At 71.5% G+C, this 17193-nt stretch carries 18 protein-coding genes; 6 read left to right on the top strand and 12 right to left on the bottom strand.

Annotation, left to right across the window (positions count from 1 at the left end):
• Window positions 1-4: 4 nt before the first annotated feature.
• The 5 genes from ACIBK3_RS08555 to ACIBK3_RS08535 are packed head-to-tail and all read right to left on the bottom strand — an operon-like array spanning window position 5 to window position 3795.
• Window positions 5-469, bottom strand: coding sequence for an SRPBCC family protein (locus ACIBK3_RS08555; protein ID WP_399363218.1), 465 nt, complete (start codon window positions 467-469; stop codon window positions 5-7).
• On the bottom strand, window positions 466-1779 hold the full coding sequence (locus tag ACIBK3_RS08550; protein WP_399363216.1) for a ketosynthase chain-length factor: 1314 nt from the start codon (window positions 1777-1779) through the stop codon (window positions 466-468). Before ACIBK3_RS08550 ends, ACIBK3_RS08555 begins: the two co-directional genes overlap by 4 nt.
• Window positions 1776-3041, bottom strand: coding sequence for a beta-ketoacyl-[acyl-carrier-protein] synthase family protein (locus ACIBK3_RS08545; protein ID WP_399363213.1), 1266 nt, complete (start codon window positions 3039-3041; stop codon window positions 1776-1778). Before ACIBK3_RS08545 ends, ACIBK3_RS08550 begins: the two co-directional genes overlap by 4 nt.
• A complete protein-coding gene (locus ACIBK3_RS08540; RefSeq protein ID WP_399363212.1) occupies window positions 3038-3451 on the bottom strand; it encodes a cupin domain-containing protein in 414 nt (137 codons plus the stop codon). The genes ACIBK3_RS08545 and ACIBK3_RS08540 overlap by 4 nt, the downstream gene beginning before the upstream one ends.
• The gene (locus ACIBK3_RS08535) at window positions 3448-3795 is read right to left on the bottom strand and encodes a TcmI family type II polyketide cyclase (protein ID WP_399363210.1); all 348 of its coding nucleotides are present in this window, start codon (window positions 3793-3795) and stop codon (window positions 3448-3450) included. The genes ACIBK3_RS08540 and ACIBK3_RS08535 overlap by 4 nt, the downstream gene beginning before the upstream one ends.
• Window positions 3796-4001: 206 nt before the next feature.
• On the opposite strand from ACIBK3_RS08535, the gene ACIBK3_RS08530 reads away from it, so the two are divergent.
• Together ACIBK3_RS08530 and ACIBK3_RS08525 are read left to right on the top strand one after the other, a co-directional pair.
• Window positions 4002-4451: an anthrone oxygenase family protein gene (locus ACIBK3_RS08530; RefSeq protein WP_399363208.1), complete on the top strand. Its 450-nt coding sequence runs from the start codon at window positions 4002-4004 to the stop codon at window positions 4449-4451.
• Window positions 4452-4502: 51 nt separating this feature from the next.
• Window positions 4503-5312, top strand: coding sequence for a BTAD domain-containing putative transcriptional regulator (locus ACIBK3_RS08525; RefSeq protein WP_399363205.1), 810 nt, complete (start codon window positions 4503-4505; stop codon window positions 5310-5312).
• A gap of 82 nt (window positions 5313-5394) precedes the next feature.
• Here ACIBK3_RS08525 and ACIBK3_RS08520 read toward each other — a convergent pair whose 3' ends face one another.
• From ACIBK3_RS08520 to ACIBK3_RS08510, 3 genes are all read right to left on the bottom strand, one after another.
• On the bottom strand, window positions 5395-6639 hold the full coding sequence (locus ACIBK3_RS08520; RefSeq protein ID WP_399363203.1) for a cytochrome P450: 1245 nt from the start codon (window positions 6637-6639) through the stop codon (window positions 5395-5397).
• Window positions 6636-8285: an FAD-dependent monooxygenase gene (locus ACIBK3_RS08515; RefSeq protein ID WP_399363201.1), complete on the bottom strand. Its 1650-nt coding sequence runs from the start codon at window positions 8283-8285 to the stop codon at window positions 6636-6638. Before ACIBK3_RS08515 ends, ACIBK3_RS08520 begins: the two co-directional genes overlap by 4 nt.
• A gap of 67 nt (window positions 8286-8352) precedes the next feature.
• A complete protein-coding gene (locus tag ACIBK3_RS08510; RefSeq protein WP_399363199.1) occupies window positions 8353-9396 on the bottom strand; it encodes a methyltransferase in 1044 nt (347 codons plus the stop codon).
• 754 nt (window positions 9397-10150) lie between these two features.
• Between ACIBK3_RS08510 and ACIBK3_RS08505 the strand changes: the two genes are divergently transcribed.
• The 4 genes from ACIBK3_RS08505 to ACIBK3_RS08490 all read left to right on the top strand — a co-directional run bounded on the left by ACIBK3_RS08505 (window position 10151) and on the right by ACIBK3_RS08490 (window position 14241).
• Complete coding sequence (locus ACIBK3_RS08505; protein ID WP_399363196.1) at window positions 10151-11392, top strand: cytochrome P450; 1242 nt, start codon at window positions 10151-10153, stop codon at window positions 11390-11392.
• A complete protein-coding gene (locus ACIBK3_RS08500; RefSeq protein WP_399363194.1) occupies window positions 11389-12636 on the top strand; it encodes a nucleotide disphospho-sugar-binding domain-containing protein in 1248 nt (415 codons plus the stop codon). The genes ACIBK3_RS08505 and ACIBK3_RS08500 overlap by 4 nt, the downstream gene beginning before the upstream one ends.
• 53 nt (window positions 12637-12689) lie before the next feature.
• The gene (locus tag ACIBK3_RS08495; protein WP_399363192.1) at window positions 12690-13679 is read left to right on the top strand and encodes an aldo/keto reductase; all 990 of its coding nucleotides are present in this window, start codon (window positions 12690-12692) and stop codon (window positions 13677-13679) included.
• Between the two features lie 109 nt (window positions 13680-13788).
• Window positions 13789-14241: a MarR family winged helix-turn-helix transcriptional regulator gene (locus ACIBK3_RS08490; RefSeq protein WP_399363190.1), complete on the top strand. Its 453-nt coding sequence runs from the start codon at window positions 13789-13791 to the stop codon at window positions 14239-14241.
• Window positions 14242-14299: 58 nt separating this feature from the next.
• On the opposite strand, the gene ACIBK3_RS08485 is transcribed toward ACIBK3_RS08490, so the two are convergent.
• The 4 genes from ACIBK3_RS08485 to ACIBK3_RS08470 form a co-directional block, all read right to left on the bottom strand.
• A complete protein-coding gene (locus ACIBK3_RS08485; RefSeq protein WP_399363187.1) occupies window positions 14300-14662 on the bottom strand; it encodes a DUF6176 family protein in 363 nt (120 codons plus the stop codon).
• 8 nt (window positions 14663-14670) lie between these two features.
• On the bottom strand, window positions 14671-15474 hold the full coding sequence (locus tag ACIBK3_RS08480; RefSeq protein ID WP_399363185.1) for a TylF/MycF/NovP-related O-methyltransferase: 804 nt from the start codon (window positions 15472-15474) through the stop codon (window positions 14671-14673).
• 48 nt (window positions 15475-15522) lie between these two features.
• Window positions 15523-16653: a hypothetical protein gene (locus ACIBK3_RS08475; RefSeq protein ID WP_399363182.1), complete on the bottom strand. Its 1131-nt coding sequence runs from the start codon at window positions 16651-16653 to the stop codon at window positions 15523-15525.
• Window positions 16654-16788: 135 nt separating this feature from the next.
• Window positions 16789-17145, bottom strand: a complete 357-nt coding sequence (locus tag ACIBK3_RS08470) for a hypothetical protein (protein ID WP_399363179.1) — start codon at window positions 17143-17145, stop codon at window positions 16789-16791.
• Window positions 17146-17193 lie beyond the last annotated feature (48 nt).

Here is a 17193-nt window from a genome sequence, read left to right as displayed (position 1 = left end):
GGCTTCAGTCGGCGGTGCGCGCGAGGGCGCGCCGCTCTACGAGTTCCTTGATCCGCCGCATCTGGGCGGAGGAGTTGCGATTGATCCGCTCGCGCATTCCGGCGTCGTCGAGGGGCGCCTCGGGCTTCATCTCGAAGTCCTGCACCCAGCGCATCTCAGTGCCCTCGGCGGTGGCCCGGTACTGCCAGAAGATCCACATGTAGGCGAAGGCCCCGGTCTCCACGCGATGGGCGCGCACGGTCCGGGTGCGCGGGTCGGCGGTGCGTTCCGACACCCAGCTCCACGTGTTGCCGTCGGGGTCCGGGTGCATGGTGAGCCTGAAGCGGACGGTGTCGCCCTCGCGCTCCAGGATCTCGGCCGCCGCGTACTCGCTGAACAGATCCGGCCAGGAGGCGACGTCGTTGGTCATCTCCCAGACCAGGTCCAGCGGTGCGTCGATGAGTACCGTGTTCTCGGTGTGCGCGCTCATGTGCTGTTCTCCTCTCCGCGTTGTCCGGGCACCGGGCCGAGCACCAGCGCCGAGTTGAAGCCTCCGTACCCCCGGGACACGACCAGTGCGTTGCGGACCGGCGTCCGTCGCGGGGCGCCCGTGACCAGGTCCAGCCGGTACTCCTCGGCGGGCCGGTCGACGTTCGGTGTGGGCGGGATGATCCCGTCCCGCATGCTGAGCAGCGCCGTCGCCACGTCCAGCGCCGAACCGCCGCAGTAGAGGCGACCGGTGCCGGCCTTGGGGGCGGTGACCGGGACGCCGTACGGTCCGAAGACCTCGCACAGGGCCTGGGCCTCGTCCCGGTCGGCCGTCGGCACGCCCAGCGCGTCGGCATAGACCACGTCGATGTCGTCCGGGGTGAGGGAGGCCTGGCGCAGCGCCGTCTCGACGGCCCGGCGCAGGGTGGGCGGGCGGTCCGAACCGGGCGGCGGGGAGAAGGTCGCGGCGTGCCCGGCGACACGTCCGTACAGGTGGGGCGCGCCGCGGCGGACGGCCGCACTGTGTTCCTCCACGATGAACATGGCCCCGCCCTCTCCGGGCACGTATCCGCACGCGTCCGCGGTGAAGGGCCGGTAGGCGCCGGCCGGGTCCGGGCGTTCGCTCAGCAGACCGCTCGTCCACTGGCACACCAGCCCGTACGGACTGAGCGCGGAGTCGGTGGCCCCGCACACCACGGCGGCGGCGCCGTCCTCCAGGGCGCGCCGAGCGGTGGCGAAGGAGTCGAGTCCGCCGGCCGCCTCGGTGACGAGCGCGTCGCAGGTGCCACGCAGGCCGTGCCGGATGGAGATCTGGCCGGTCGTGGCCGCGTAGAACCAGGCGATCGACTGGTACGCGCCCACGTGCCGGGGCCCCTTCTTCCACAGGTTCTGGATCTCCCGCTGGCCGAACTCCACGCCGCCCGCCGAACTCGCGGTGGCGACCGCGAAGTCGTACTCGGGGACCGAGGAGGTCTCCAACTCGGCGTCGGCGAGGGCCGCCTGCACGGCGGACAGCCCCTGTTGCGTCCACACGTCGGTCTGCGGCAGCAGCCGACGCGGCACCGACTCGGCGGGCGCGAACGCGGGCAGCTCCCCGGCGAGCCTCACCGGGTAGCCGGCCGCGTCGAAGCGCCGAACCGGCGCGATGGCCGTCCCGCCGCGCAGGACGGCTGCCCAGTGGGTCTCGGCGTCCAGCCCGCTGGGGGCGAGGACGCCGATCCCGGTGACGACGGTGTCCGTGGCGGCGGTCTCCGTGGCTCCGCCCCCGTTCGTCTCAGTGCCCGGGTCGGCCGGCCCGGTCGCCGCCGTCATCGAGCCGCCGCCGGTGCGGTCAGAACCAGGGCGCTCTGGAAGCCGCCGAATCCGCTGCCCACGCTCAGCACCGCATCGACGGGCAGCTCGCGGGCTACGCGCGGTACGTAGTCGAGATCGCACTCGGGGTCGGGATGACGCAGGTTGGCGGTGGGTGGCACCACGTCGTGGTGGACGGCCAAAGCGCACGCGGCGAGCTCGATGGCGCCGATGGCGCCCAGCGAGTGCCCGATCATGGACTTGATGGAGCTGACCGGCACCCGGTGGGCGTGCGCGCCGAGACTGCGTTTGAACGCCATGGTCTCGTGCCGGTCGTTCTGCCGGGTGCCGGAGCCGTGGGCGTTGACGTAGTCGATGTCACTCGCCGCGAGACGGGCCCTGTCCAGGGCGACCCTGATGGCCTCCGCCATCTCCCGGCCGTCGGGCTTGAGCCCGGTCATGTGGTAGGCGTTGGCGCGCGAACCGTAGCCGGCGATCTCCGCGTACACCCGGGCCCCGCGCCGCCGCGCGGACTCCCGCTCCTCCAGGACCAGCACCGCGGCACCCTCGCCGAGCACGAAGCCGTCCCGGTGCAGGTCGAAGGGGCGGCTGGCGTGCGCGGCGTCCTCGTTGTTGGGCGAGGTGGCCTTGATGGCGTCGAAGCAGGCGACGGTGATGGGCGAGATCGGAGCGTCGGACGCGCCCGCCAGGACGACGTCGGCAGTGCCTTCCTCGATCAGCCGGGCCGCGTGCCGGACGGCGTCCAGGCCGGACGTGCAGCCGTTGGACACGAGGCCGACCGGGCCTTCCGCGCCCGCCTGCCGGGCCACGTCCCGGGCGATGCTGCTGGGCACCAGGTAGGTGTGCAGTTCCGGGTGCGCCCGCCGGTGGTCCACCAGCCAGGCGTCGCCGGAACCACTCAGGTGAACGTACTCGCGCTCCAGGCTCATGGTGCAGCCCACCGCGCTGCCCGCGGACACCGCCCAGCGGCCGGGGTCCGGGCGGCCCGGCTCCAGCCCGGCGTCGGCCAGCGCCTCGCGGGCCGAGACCACGGCGAACTGCGCGGCCCGGTCCATCGTGCGGGCCTCTTCGGCGCTCAGCCCGTTCGCCTCGGGATCGAAGTCGCACTCGCCCGCGATCCGGGACCGGAAGCCGGTGGCGTCGAACAGGGTGATGGCCCGGGTCGCGGTGCGGCCGTCGGTGAGCAGGGACCAGAACGCCTTGGTACCCACCGCTCCTGCCGCCACCACGCCGATCCCGGTGACAACGGCACGACGGGTCACCGCTCACCCCCGGCACCGGGCTGCGGTTCCGTGTCCACGTGCCCCAGCTCCGGGCTGGGGGCGAGCCCGCTCAGCGCGAACACCACCCGGGCCGGACCGTCGCCGTCGTTCTGCACGCGGTGGCGCACTCCGACGTGGACGAGGAGCGAGTCACCGGCGGTGAGGGGTACGGGATCGCCGTCGAGCCGTACCACCAGGTCGCCGTCGACGACGTACAGGAACTCCTCCGAGTACGGGTGGTAGTGCTCGCTGACGAACTCGCCGGGCGCCAGCGCGACGACCCCCAGCATGCCCTTGGTCGAGCCCACCGTGCGGGGGCTGAGCAGCACCCGCAGCTCCGCGCCGCGGCGACGGTCCGGGGCGATGTCACCGGAGGCGACCCTGGTCGGCCGTGTCTCGTGCGTCGTCATGCCCCGGTCGCCTTTCGCACGGAGGCGGCGGGCTCCCAGGAGTAGAAGCACTCGGCCATCGCGTCGCGCGGCTCCCGCCAGTCGGGTGAGTAAGGGGTGATGTATCGGGCGAGTTCGCCGTTGAGGGAGGCGAACAGCGGGTGCCGGCGGATCCCTGCGAGTGGAGCGTCCAGTGCGTCGTGTGACTCCACCAGGTGGAAGTACAGGTCGTGGAAGCGGAACAGCGCCCGTCCACTCACCCCGAGCAGGGTGGGCAGTTCGGTCTGGTCGGATCGGGCGAATGCGTCGGCGACAGCTCCGGCGTCGCCGGGTTCCATCCGCGCGACGATGAGGGTTCGGTACACGCTCGGGCCCTTCCGGTGGGGATACGTACGTCGTCCGGCCCACGATGTGCCCGTGCGGTCAGCCTCAGGTCGAGGACAGTTGGAGACCGCCGGCGGCGAGATCGACCCATTCTCGAACGGTCCTGGTCCGCCGCAGGACAGCGGACTGCGAGGCTCGGTTCCGCTCTGCCCGGCTCACTCCCTGTGCCCCATGGAAGGCAACGGACATGTCCCAGGTCATCGGTGTGATCGCACTGCTCGGGGCCGGCGTCACGGCCGGCGTGCTGTTCTGCGTGGCGATCAGCCTGGTCCCCGGTTTCATCGCGCTGCCCCCGGCGGCGTACGTCGATGCGCACCGGCTGTTCGGCCGGTACTTCGACCGCGTGATGCCGCCGCTGGTGGTGACCACGACCCTGCTGGTGGCGGTTCTGGCGTTCGCCACCGACAGCGTGGGACGGCGTACGGCGCTGATCGCGGCCGCGGTCTGTCTGTTCGGTGTCTCCGTGGTCTCCCAGAGCCGGAACGTGCCGATCAACCGGCGCGTGAAGAACCTCACCGCCGTCCCCGACGACTGGGACGATCCGCGCATCGCCTGGCGCAACTGGCACGCGCTGCGCACCGCGTTCGCCTTCCTGGCCCTGGTCCTCACGGCCGCCGGTGTCGTCTCCAGCAACTGATCCGCGCGTCCCGCCCGCAGTCCCGTCCGGTCCGTTCTGAGGAGGCTTCTTGTGCAATTCCAGGTCCTCGGCCCTCTGCAACTGACCGAGCCCGGCGGCCAGAGAGCCGTTTCCGCCCCCCGACTCCAGCAGCTCATCGTCCTGCTGCTGATGGCCCGGGGAAGCGCTCTGCCGCTCAGCGCGCTCGCCGCCGAACTGTGGCCGGCCGGGCCGCCGTCCACCGCCGACACAACGATCCGTACCTATGTGCACGAGCTGCGCAAACTGCTGCCCGCAGGGTCCGGCCAGCTGTCCACAGAGGGCACCGGCTACCGGTTGTCCGTGTCCTGGAGGGACGTGGACGCACTCCTCTTCGAAGATCTCGTGGGCACCGCACGCGCCCGGTTGCGCGGGGCGCCACGGTCCTGCTCGCCCAGGGCGGTGCCCGGCCCGGATCCGGAACTGCTGGCCCGCACCGCCGGACTGCTCACCGAGGCACTCGGCCTGTGGCGCGGCGGAGCCTTCGCCGGGGTGCCCACCGGTCCGCAGTTGGACATGCATCTCGCCGATCTCAACGCCCAGTGGCTGCGCGCCATCCAGTTGCGCGTCCACATCGATCTGCTGCTCGGCCGGCACCGGGAGCTGATCGGGGAACTCAAGGGTCTGGTCAGCGAATTCCCGCTGGAGGACCCGTTCATGGCCCAGCTCATGGTCGCCCTGCACCGCTCCGGGCGGCGTGGGGAGGCACTGCGCGCCTATCAGATGCACAAGCGTCTGGTCCAGGCGGAACTGAGCACCTCCCCGGCCCCGCGGCTGACCCGCCTGCGCGACCGCGTGCTGCGCACCGAGTGCGACACGTCCGTCGAAACGCTGCTCCGCTAGAGCCGCCCCTGTCGGACACCGCCTGCCGAAACGTTTTGCTGCCGGAGCGCGTCTCGCGCTCCGGCAGCGTTCCGTTCCCAATTCACCACTCCACGTGCAGTTCCCGGACGATCTTGTGCAGGCCCGGCATGCAGCGCACCTCATGCCCGGATGCCAGCCGCAGGCCGGGCAGCCGGCCGGTCAGGGTGAGCAAGGCGGTGCGCAGCATCGACCGGCCCAGGTCGGCGCCGACGCAGGAGCGCGAACCGTGCCCGTAGCCGAAGTGCTCGGCGGACCGCGTGCGCCGGATGTCCAGTTCGTCGGGACGCTCGTACACGGTCTCGTCCCGGTTGGCCGACTGGTAGACCACCATCAGCTCGTCCCCCGGACCGAGCGTCACCCCGGACAGCTCGACCGGCTTGGTCACCCGGCGCATCAGCCCGCGCAACGGCATGTCGTAGCGGACCAGTTCCTCGATGGCGGCGTCCACCAGCTCCGGCCGCTCGCACAGCAGCTCCCACTGGTCTCGGTGCGACAGCAGATGCCATACGGCGGTTCCCAGCGCGGCCGTGCTGGTGAAGTGGCCCGCCGCGATCAGCCCGGTCATGCTGTCCACAAGTGCCTTGCGCTGAGGCACGGTGAGCGGCCCGTCGCCGGGGGCCATGGCCGCCACCAGCTCGCTGAACAGGTCCTCGCGTGGTTCGGCACGCCGTCGCTCGGCGTAGGAGTCGAGCAGCCGCTGGTACGCCACGACCTTGCGGGCACGGTCGACCTGGTCGGGAACCGGCAGCTGGGCTGCCACCGAGTGCAGCTCCATGAAGTCGGAGGTGCCGTTGACGAACGCCTCGATGTCGGCCTCGTCGATGCCCAGTACCGGTGCCTTGACCCGCACCGGGAGCTGGCGGGCGAACTCCGTCATCAGCTCGGCGTGTCCGCGCCCCTGGAACCGGTCGACGAGCAGATCGGCCTGGATCCGCACGAAGTCGGCCATCTCCATGGCCCGTTGGCCGGAAAAAGCCCGCAGGATCGGCGTCCGGACCCGCTTGCGGGCCTCGTCGACCGCGTCCTCTCGGATGGCCACGGGCACCTCGGAGAAGGTCTTCGCGAGTTCCGTGTACGCCTCGTCGGAGAGCTTGGCCAGCGCGTCCGGCACCGTCGCGAGCGAGTACGCCTTGGGGTTGCCGAGCACCGTGCGCACGTCCTCGTACCGGGTGACGACCCAGGCGTTCAGGGCCGGGGAGAAGAAAACCGGCTCCTCCCGGCGGGCCCGCGCGTACAGGGGGTAAGGGTTCTGGTCGGCGAACGGAACGTAAGCCTCACCGAGGGGAAGAGCGGTGATGTCCGTCATCCCGTCGCCTCCGGCATCCGAGTCGGTTCCAGGGCCAGCACGGTGCGCAGCGCGTCCCGCAGCTCGGCCTCCGCAGCGGCGGCCGCGCCCGGCGACCGCCAGGCGACGAATCCGTCGGGCCGCACCAGCACGGCCCCCTCCGGGCCGATGCCGTACGCCGTTTCCCAGGCGCCGCTCGGATCCTGGACGTCCCCGTCGGACGCGACGCGGAACACCTCGATGTCCAGGTCGAGCTCGCCGGCCACGGAGCGGGCGGCGCCGGCCCAGGGGCGAGCCTCGGCCCCGGCGAGCAGGACGAAGGAGCGGCTGAACAGGTCGAGTGTGGACACCTCGTCCTGGCCGCGGCGCAACAGGACGTGCGGCGCCCGGTGGCCAGGGGCCGCGCTGGGCCGGCGCGGGTCCTCCACCGGTTGTTCGTCGGGCGGCAGGACGGCGGGGACTGGCGGCGCCGCCACGAAGGCTCCCCACTGGTAGTGGTAGCCGAAGGCCATGGACAGCTCGTCCAGCATGGCCGCCGCCACATCGGCGTAGTCCTCGCCCTCACGGATCCGGAAGCGCAGCATCGACTGCTCCATCATGAGCCGGGCGACGGGGTGCCGCTCGGTGTGGTACGTGTCGAGCAAGTCAGGGCCGGCCGTGCCGTTCAGTACGAGGGCGAGCTTCCAGGCCAGGTTGTGCGCGTCCTGGATGCCGCTGCTGGCCCCGAACGCACCGGTGGGCGGCATGACATGGGCGGCGTCGCCGGCGAGCAGCACACGGCCGGCTCGCATCCGGTCGGCGACCCGGGCAGCGATCTCCCACGGCAGCGGGTCGGTGGTGTCGATTTTCACCGGCAGGTCGGGAACGCCGACGCCCAGCCGGATCAGCTCGGTGCAGCGCTCCGGCGTGAACTCCTCCGGCTTCTCCCCGCCTTCGGCGTCGTAGGAGACGTTGAAGACCCAGCGCCGGTCGTTGTCCAGCGGCATGAACGTGCCGCGCACGGACGGGTTGTTGACGTAGCAGGCGATGATGCTGCGGCCTCGCAGCGCCTCGGTGAGGTCGGCGGTGAAGAAGAAGCTGACCAGGTGCGACAGGGTGCCGGGGCCGGACTGCCCGATGCCCAGCAGTTCCCGTACCGGGCTGCGACCGCCGTCGGCGGCGACGACGTACTCGGCGCGGACGGTACGGGGCTTCTGGGTCCCGCGGTCGAGGGTCTCGACGGTCACCCCGTCCTCGTCGACGGCGAAGGAGGTCAGCTCGGTGTGGTAGCGGACGTCGCAGCCGGCATCGCGGACGCGGTCGCGCAGCAGCGCCTCCAGCCGGTTCTGGTCGATCAGCGCCCAGTTGCTCGGGCTGAGCGTGCCGATCTCGTCACTGGACGAACGCGGCATCCGCACCCGCTCCCGGCCGGCCAGCGTCTCCACGTGGACCAGATCGGTGTTGTCGGCGATCGGGGAGCGGTTGGCGTACACCGTCTGCTCCATGCCGATGGAGCGGAACAGTTCGGTGGAACGCGGGTTGATGGCCCGCGCCTTGGGATGCGGGGAGATGTCGGCGTGCCGCTCGACGAGCACGGACGGCGTGCCGTGCCAGGCGAGGAAGGCGGCGACGGAGAGGCCGGTCAGGCCGCCGCCGATGATGAGGACGGGTGTCCGTTCGGTGTGCACGTGGCCCTCCTGGGCGGGACGGGGCTGGTGTCGGCGAACATCGGGCGCGACGCGGGCGCGCCGGGCGTCACTTGTGGGCGACGACCACGGTGTGGTCGTGCAGCAGGGGCTGTGCGTCGATCCGGGCGAACCCCGCCTGCCGCAGCCAGTCGCGGCACTCGTCGACGCTGTACTCGGAGCCGCCCGCGGAGGCCAGCATGAAAGTCATGCTGTACATGAGCTTGGACAGGTCCTTGGGGCTGCCGTCGAGCATCCGGTCATAGATCACCAGCGCTCCGCCCTCCGGCAACGCCTGGTAGGCGCGGTCGAGCAGCATACGGCGGCTGTCCGGGCCCCAGTCGTGCAGGACGTGGCCGTAGATCAGGACGTCGGCGGCGGGGAGCGGGTCGGCGAAGAAGTCGCCTGCCTGGAAGGTGACGCGGTCGCTCAGACCGAGCCGACCGATGTGCTCGTCGAAGAAGGGCCGGCTCTGCGGACGGTCGAAGCAGACGCCCCGCAGGTGCGGGTGGGCCTTGGCGATGACCGCGGTGAGATTGCCGCGGGCGCCGCCGAGGTCGGCGAAGCGGGTGCGGGCGGACCAGTCCAGGCGGGCAGCGAGTTCGTCGCCGATGCGGGTGCTGTGCGAGTCCATGGAGGCCATGAAGCGGCGTACCCGGTCCGGCTGTTCCTTGGCGTTCACCCGGAACAGGTGGTCCTCGTCGTCGGGCGGCTGGGGTGCCTGGGCCTGCCCGGTGCGCAGCGCCTTGGTCAGCCGGCCCCAGGCGGGGTAGAAGGTGTCGCTGGTCATCTCGGCGAACCCGCCGATGCACGTGGGCTTCGCCCGGTCCAGGAAGTGGTCGGCCACCGGGGAGTTGGCGTACCGCTCGCCGTCCGCCCGCAACAGGTCGAGGGCGACCAGGGCGTCCAGGAAGTGCCGGGCCAAGCGCGGGTGCAGGCCCAGTTTGCGGCGAAGTTCGGGCTCGGTGGCGGGACCGTCCTGGGCGAGCACGCTGAACAGGTCCAACTCGACCGCGCTCATCAGCGCCTTGGAGCCGCAATAGGCCAGCAGCACACGGTGGATGGGCTCCGGGGTCAGTGCGCCGTGTTCCGTCGTGGCGGACGACTCGGGCATGGTTCTCCCTCCGACGGGTGGGGACGACCGGTGGTCGGCCGTCGTCCCGGCCATCCTGGGAGCACCGCATCAGGAACGGTTTGAGAATGCGCGGTGCCGAAGCGTGCCGACACCCGGGCTGTCCCGCACCGCAGACGTGCCCGATCGCCGCATCCCGGCGCTCCTGGACCTCTCGGAGAGTTCCTTGGGGCAGGGACACCGCGACGGCATGGCCTCCCTGCCGAATGCTCGTGCCGCGTCCACCGGGCTCCTGGCGGGACCGTCCGTCAGCCAGGAGCAGAGCCGCGGTGACCTCTCCCCGGCCGTGCCTTCCTCCCGAAACGCCTCGCACAGGAGACCCCCCGCAGCGCTGCGGCGATGCCCGGCGCCCCGCGACGGAGCAATGCCCGGACGTCAACCCTGCCGCGTCGGCGTACACGGCCGAGCCCCGGGCGTGGCCCTGACCCGAACGGCCTCGCCGCCGCGCCGAGCCGGCGCCTGCCGCACCGCCGCGTCTGCGCCTGGAACGACAGGCCCAGCGGCCACCCTCCACCGGCCCGTCCCCGCCGACCGCCGATCCCTCACCCGGCAACGGCACACCCTCGCCCCGTCCTCGCACCCCCGCCGGCGGCGGGGCTGCCGACCTTCGACCGCCCCTCGATCCAGCGGTGACCGGGCCGCCGGAGCATCGGCGTCGACATGCCTTCGGCTCGGCAGGGAGCAAGACCGCAGTGGGAGCCGGGACGGCTTCGGTTCCGAAGAGAGAGGTGACCGCATGGCCGAGACTCATGTGTCGGTACTCGGGGAGGAGTACGACCCGTTACGGCTGCAGGACGACCCGTACGCCTTCTACGCGCGCGCCCGCCGCGAGGACCCCGTCTTTCACTCCCCCGCGCTCGGTGCCTGGGTGGTGACGCGCTTCCAGGACGTCCAGCGGGTCCTGGCCGACCCGGACACGTTCTCCCTGGCCGCGGTGCTGCGCTCGCTGGAGGAACTCACCCCGCAGGCGAAGGCCGAGATCGAGGCGTCCATCCCGCCACTGCCCGCCGACGCCGGCAACCCCGGCGATGAGGCCCGCCTCAGGGCCCGCAAACCGATCCAGCAGGCGTTCACCCAAGCCCGGGTGGACGCCCTGCGACCACACCTGGAGGAGCAGGTCGCCGCGCTCGTCGAGGAGTTCGCCGCCGGCGGCCCCGGTGACCTGCAGAGCCGCTTCGCCCGGCGGCTGCCCATCCGCGGCAAGGCCCGCGTGCTGGGCCTTGCCGCCCAGGACGTGGACGCGGTGGTGGAGGGCAGCTACTCGCTGACCGTCCTGATGTCGGCGTCCGCGAGCCTCGGCCCGGACGAGCAGGTGGCCAATGCCCGGCGGGTGGCGGCCTATCAGCGCCTCCTCGACCAGTACGCGCAGCAGCGGCGCGCCGAGCCGCGCGACGACCTGTTCAGCGCGGTCGTCCGGGCCGTGGCCGAGGAGGAGGGCCCGCTGACGGCACAAGAACGCCGTACCGTCGTGGAGTCCCTCGCGGGACTGATCGGCGCCGGGCAGAGCACCACCACGGCCATGGTCAGCACCGCGGTGTGGCATCTGCTGAACCACCGTGACCAGTGGGAGCTGCTGTGCGCGCGACCGGAGCTGGCCTCGCGGGCGGTGGAAGAGGTAGCCCGCTACGACATGCCGTTGCAGGGCCTGTTCCGCCAGGTCACCCGCCCCGTCGAACTAGGCGGCAAATCCCTGGCCACCGGCGACCGGCTGATGGTGCTGTATGCCTCCGCCAACCGTGACGAGGCCGCGTACAAGGACCCCGACACCCTGGACATCACCCGTGAGCCCCAACGGCACTTCGCCTTCGGACACGGGCCCCGCGCCTGTGTGGGCTCGCAGCTGGCGCGGGCCCTGCTCCAGTCGACGCTGCGTCATCTGACCGCTCGGCTGCCCGGTCTGCGTCTCGACGGGACGGACGCGCTGGAGTTCCTGCCGGGCATGCACCGGATCGTGCGGCGACTGCGGGTGACCTGGTGAGCGGCGTGCACCGGCCGGGCGACCCCGTGGACATGGCACCGCCGCCGGCCGGGGAGCCCATGGGCGGCCGCCGCCGGGTACTCTTCACGACCTGCCCGGCGGCCGGGCACTTCTTCCCGATGGTGCCACTGGCCTGGGCGCTGCGCTCGGCGGGCCACGAGGTGCTGGTGGCCACGCCGGGCAGCCTCGTACCGGAGGTGACCAGGGCCGGTCTCCCGGTGGTCGCGTGCGCCGATTCCTACGACATGATCGAGGTGATGCGGCCCAAGAACGGCGGTGGGGGCGGCCCGGGCGGGCAGCCGCCGCGCCAGAACGCCGACCCCCGACAGGCCGTCGCCGACACGGCCCAGGGCTTCGCCCGGTTGGCCGAACTGGCGCTGCCGGGAACGATGCGGCTGATCGAACGCTGGCGTCCGGACATCGTGGTGTCCGAGCCGATGGAGCTGGCGGGCCCGGTGGCGGCGACCCGGTTCGGCATCCCGCGGGTCGAACACCGCTGGGGGCTCGCCCCCCGGCCCGACCTCCAGGCTGCCGCGACGGCCGCGTTCCGGCCCGCCACCCGGGTCTTGGCCACCCCGCACGCCGCTCCTCCGGCGGCCCTGATCGACGTCTGCCCGCCCGGCTTCCAGCACCATGACGTCCCGGTCGGCGACCCGATGGCGTACGTCCCCTACAACGGCCCCTCGGTGCTGCCGGACTGGGCGCTGCGGCCGGCCGAGAGGCCCCGGGTGTGCGTCACGCTGGGCACCGTACTGCCCCGGTACGGCCGGATGGAGCCGCTGCTGGAGAAGGTGATGGAGGCGCTCGCGGAGCTGGACGTGGAGGCCCTGGTCGGCATGGACGAGTCGGACGCGACCGCGCTGCGCGCCACCGCCCGGCTGCCCCAGCAGGTCAGGGCGGCGGGATGGCTGCCGCTCGGAGCGACGCTGCCGCTGTGCGACGTGATCGTGCATCACGGCGGCTCCGGCACGACGATGACGTCGCTCGTCAGCGGCGTGCCCCAGCTGGTGCTGCCGCATTTCGCGGACCAGTTCGCCAACGCTGAGCGGATCGCCGCGCTGGGCGCCGGCATCCGGCTCGGCCAGGACCAGGTGACGGCCGCGTCGGTCCGGGAGGCGGTGACGGCTCTTCAGGGCGACAGCCCTCAGCGCAAGGTGTCGCTGGCCCTGGCCGCGGAGTCGGCCGCGCAGCCGTTGCCGTCCGAGATGGCCGCGCTCGTCTGCGAACGGGCGGCGGCGTGGTGAGCGCGGCAGGCACGGGAGAAGGACGCAAGCCGGACGAGGAACGGGAGATACGGATGAGGACACGTGCCCTGGGCCCCCGCGGGGCGGAGATCGAGGTGTCGGCGCTCGGACTGGGCACCCTGAGCATGTCCGGCGGTTACGGCGTGGAGGACCCGGCCACGTGCGAGGCCACGGTCCGCCGGGCCCTGGACCTGGGTGTCACGTTCATCGACACGGCCGACTTCTACGCCGGCGGCGAGGGCGAGAGGCAGCTCGGCCGGGCACTCGGCACCCGCCGCGACGAGGCAGTGATCTGCGTCAAGACCGGCATCCGCCCCAACCCCGAGGGCGGCATGATGCTCGACGGCTCGCCGGAGTACCTGCGCAGTACCTGCGACAGCTCGCTGCGCCGACTGGGCACGGACCACATCGACCTGTACTGCCTGGGTTGGGTGGATCCGCAGGTGCCGGTGGAGGAGTCGGTGGGCGCCCTGGCGGAGCTGGTGACGGCTGGGAAGGTGCGCGGCCTGATGCTGTCGGAGGTGTCCCCGGCCACCCTGCGGCGGGCGCACGCCGTCCATCCGATCGCCGCCGTGGCCACCGAGTACTCGCTGTGGCAGCGCCACGTGGAGGGCGAGATCCTCGCCGCCCAGCGGCAGTTGGGGGTGCCACTGATCGCCTACAGCCCGCTCGGCCGGGGGTTCTTCACCGGTACCGTGCGCTCCCTGGACGAGGTGGACGAGGGCGACTGGCGGCACAACTTCCCGCGTTTCGCCCCCGGCAACATCGAACGCAACCTGGTCCTGCTCAAGCGGCTGGAGGCGGTCGCGGAGCGGCTGGGGGTGCCGATGAGCCGGCTCGCCATCGCCTGGGTCCTGGCCCAGGGCGAGGACATCGTGGCGCTGGCGGGCACCAAGTTCCCCGGTCATCTGGAGGACAACGCGGCCGCCGTGTCCCTGGAGCTCGGACCGGCGGAACTGGCCGAGCTGAGCGAGTGCTTCCCCGCGAGCGAGGTGGCGGGTGCCCGGTACGCCCCGCAGATCGAGGAACTACTGGACGTATGAACCACCCGCCGGTACCTGACCGGCCCGGCGATCCGGGGTCCTGCCCCGGGTCGCCGGGCCGGTCGTCCTACAACATATGCGTGACGCACATATATGTTACGGTCCTGTCATGAGCAGCGTGGATGACATCGGTTCGCCGATCCGCGCCTCGGGTCCGGCTCTCTTCCGCGTGGTTCGTATCCTGGGCCGCCAGCCGGGTTCCGTGGGGCAGGACCGGCTGATTCACATCCTGGTCGTCCAGGCGGTGGGTGATCCTCTGTCGGCGGACACCGAGGTGACCGTGGGTTCCGTTGCCGAGCGGCTGAAACTGGACCCCTCGACCGCCAGCCGTATGGTGTCGGACGCGGTGAAGACCGGCTACGTCACCCATACCCCGTCCGAGCGGGACAGCCGCCGCCGGGTGCTCTCGTTGACGGCGGCCGGCGAGGGGCTGCTGGCCCGGTCGACGGAGTTCCAGCAGCAGGTCTTCGACGAACTGGTCGAAGGCTGGCCCGCGGCGGACGTGCGTGAGTTCTCCCGCCTGTTGGTCAGGTTCGCCGAATCGGTCGAACAACACCTGTAAGGCCCGCCGGCACCTGTCCGGCGGGCCACGAGGTCCCCTCCTCCTTCTCCCGGGTCGATCAGTCACCGTGCCTTGCGGGTCCCTGGGGCCGCTCGGGCGGATCCGCCACGAGGTGGACCATCAGTTCCGGAGTCCGGAATTCCTCAGCGATCTCCTGCATCACCGTCCGGGCCTCGACGTCGATCGCCAGCGTGGAACCGAGGAAGGCGCGCGAGGTGCTCTCGAAGTCGTGCGAGCACTGCACCAGCAGCACCTCGTCGCCGTCCTTCCCCCGGTCGAGGAAGGCACTCTCCCAGACCATCCCGGAGCTGCGCATCGAGGTGAGCGACTCCTCCCTGCGCCGTTCGAAATCGCGCAGCCACTCGGCGGCCCGTTCGGTGGTGCCGGGCCGCAGCCGGATACGGATGCACCTCGTGTGCATGGCAGTCCTCACCTCCCCTTGCGCCAGTACACACCGGTCCAGTCGATGATCTCGACGGATTCGGTGATGCCGTGCTTCTTGCGGAAGTCGTCGACCGCCTTGCGGCAGGTGGTCAGCCAGTAGTCGTCCACGATGCAGTACCCGCCGGGACTCAGCCGCGGATACAGGTACTCCAGGGCCTCCCACGTGGACTGGTAGTAGTCACCGTCGAGCCGCAGTACGGCGATGTCGTCGATCGGCGCGTGCGGCAGCGTGTCGGAGAAGAACCCCTCCAGGAAGCGCACGTTGTCGTCGAGCAGGCCATAGCCGCGGAAGCGTGCCCGCACCTCGTCCGCCGAGACGGCGATGGACTCGCCGAGCCCCTTGGCGAAGCTGGCGTACCGCTCGTAGACGGCGTCCATCGGGTAGGTGCGGGAGTCCGGCGGGGGAAACCCGGCGAAGGAGTCGGCGAGCCAGACCCGGCGGTCCTGGACGCCGTACGCCTTGAGGACGGCCCGCATGAAGACGCAGGTGCCGCCGCGCCACACGCCGGTTTCGACGAAGTCGCCCGGTACGCCGTCGCGCAACACGCTCTCGATGCAGGCCTGGACGTTGTCCAGGCGCGGACGTCCGATCATGGTGTCCGCGTCGGGGTGCATCGCGACCCCGTTCTCCATCTCCTCCATGGACGGCGCCCGGCTCACAGCCCCGTCGGGCGGCGCCGCGAGGAAGACCTCGCCGTCGGCGCAGCGCATCAGAACGCGCTTCATCAGTTCCAGGTAGGTGCCGGCCAGATCCTCGGCCGTCCGCGGGACGTCTGCGGTCGTGGTCATCAACAGTGCCTTCCGGTCGGGGCGGGTGGGACAGAGCGGAGGGAGCGGTCATCCGGCGCGGGCCGGGTGCCACGGTGGCAGGGTGCCCTCCTGGTTGGCGCCTTTCTCGACCACTGCGAGGTTGTGGTAGAAGTGCACGCCCACGACGTGAGGGCCGTAGTCCCCGACCGCACCCGACGGGGGGACGTTGAGCTCCTCGTGGTTGACCGCGTCTGCGAGTTCCTTGAGGAATCCCATGCTGGTCACCGGGGAGGACAGCGACTCGCTGCTGCCGCCGTACCGCGGCCAGTACGAGGTCTGAAGGTCCTCGACGAGATACAGACCGCCCGGCCTGAGCCGCGGGAAGAGGTGACGGAAGGACGCGATCACGTCGGCACTTCGGTGGCTTCCGTCGTCGATCACGATGTCCGGCGGCCCGGTTCGGTCCAGCAGGGAATCGAGAAAGCCAGGGTCGGCCTGACTGCCGCGGAATGTGCGGATGCGCCCGCCGTCCGCCACGGACTTGTCCGCGATGTCGACGCCGCAGATCAGAGCCCGGTGGAAATAGCGCCGCCACAGCCGCAGCGAGCCCCCGCCGGCCTCCGGGTCGTCGAAGCCGCCGACGCCCAGTTCCAGAAGGGTCAGCGCCCGGTCGCGCAGCGGCGCGAAGTGCCGTTCGTACAGCGGGGTGTAGAAGTGCAGTCCCCATTTGTCGCTGCCGAGACGGAGTGACAGTTCGGCCAGGTCGTCCCGGCCGGGCGCGGTGCCGCGCAGCAGGCGCTGGACGAGGAACGCGGTGCGCGGTACCTCGTTGTGCGGCCCGATCGGGTCGGTGGTGTGCCATTCGACGGTGCGCGTGGCACTGGTGCGTGCCCGGGACGGACCGAAGACCGCACGCACCAGTTCCGCGGCGTCGTACCGAATCGTCACATCGGGGTCCGGCTTCCCCACGTCGGCGCACGGTCGGGCACCGCCCGCCGAGACGTGCACCTGGTGTTCGACCGTCGTGTCGCCGGTCCGGCAGGCGAAACGGACCACGCCCGCCGCGTCCGGGAGGTCCTCCAGGTCGGCGCGGTGCACGAGTTCGTCCACCAGCAGCCGGACGACTCGCTCCGGCCCGACGGCCCGCAGCGCCGCCCCGATGTCCTCGTCGGTCCCCCCGGCCGCTGCGATCAGGCCGCCCACGTCGTTCTCGGTCACACGACACCGCCCTCCGTCAGGTGCGCAGGTGTGCAGAGTCCGGACGACAGGGAATCTAGTGACAGCGGCCACGGGACCGTTGGTGTCTCGTACGAGGTTCGTTGGAGGCGCGAGAGCCGCGCCGGTCCGGCCCGCTCAGATCACGGGCTGCACCTCGCGCCACACCTCCCCGCACGCGGTGACCAGGCCGCGCACCCAGGGATCCTGGACACTCAGCTCGAACGCGCCGGTCTCGTCCTGCGGGAGGTCCTCGACCCGCAGAACGGCCGCCAGCGTGTGTTCCGCGGGGACCGGCAGCACCGACCAGCCGTGCAGTCCCAGACCGGCGATCTCGGACAGTTCCTCGTAGGTCGCCGCGGTCCGCGCCCAGTCCAGGCCGACCTCGTGACCACGCGCTCCTTCCTCACCCGCGAGAGCCGGGTCCTGCTTGGTGGCCCGGAGCCGGGCCGCGACCTCCAACAGGTCCGCACTCGCCTTCTGCTGCGCCTCCATCCGGCGCACCTCCTCTTCCAAGGCACTTTGACAAACGGGAGAGACTGA

Origin of the sequence: Streptomyces sp. NPDC050287, from assembly GCF_044459385.1 — a bacterium.
Classification (GTDB): domain Bacteria; phylum Actinomycetota; class Actinomycetes; order Streptomycetales; family Streptomycetaceae; genus Streptomyces.
This window is presented reverse-complemented; position numbering and strand designations above follow the sequence as displayed.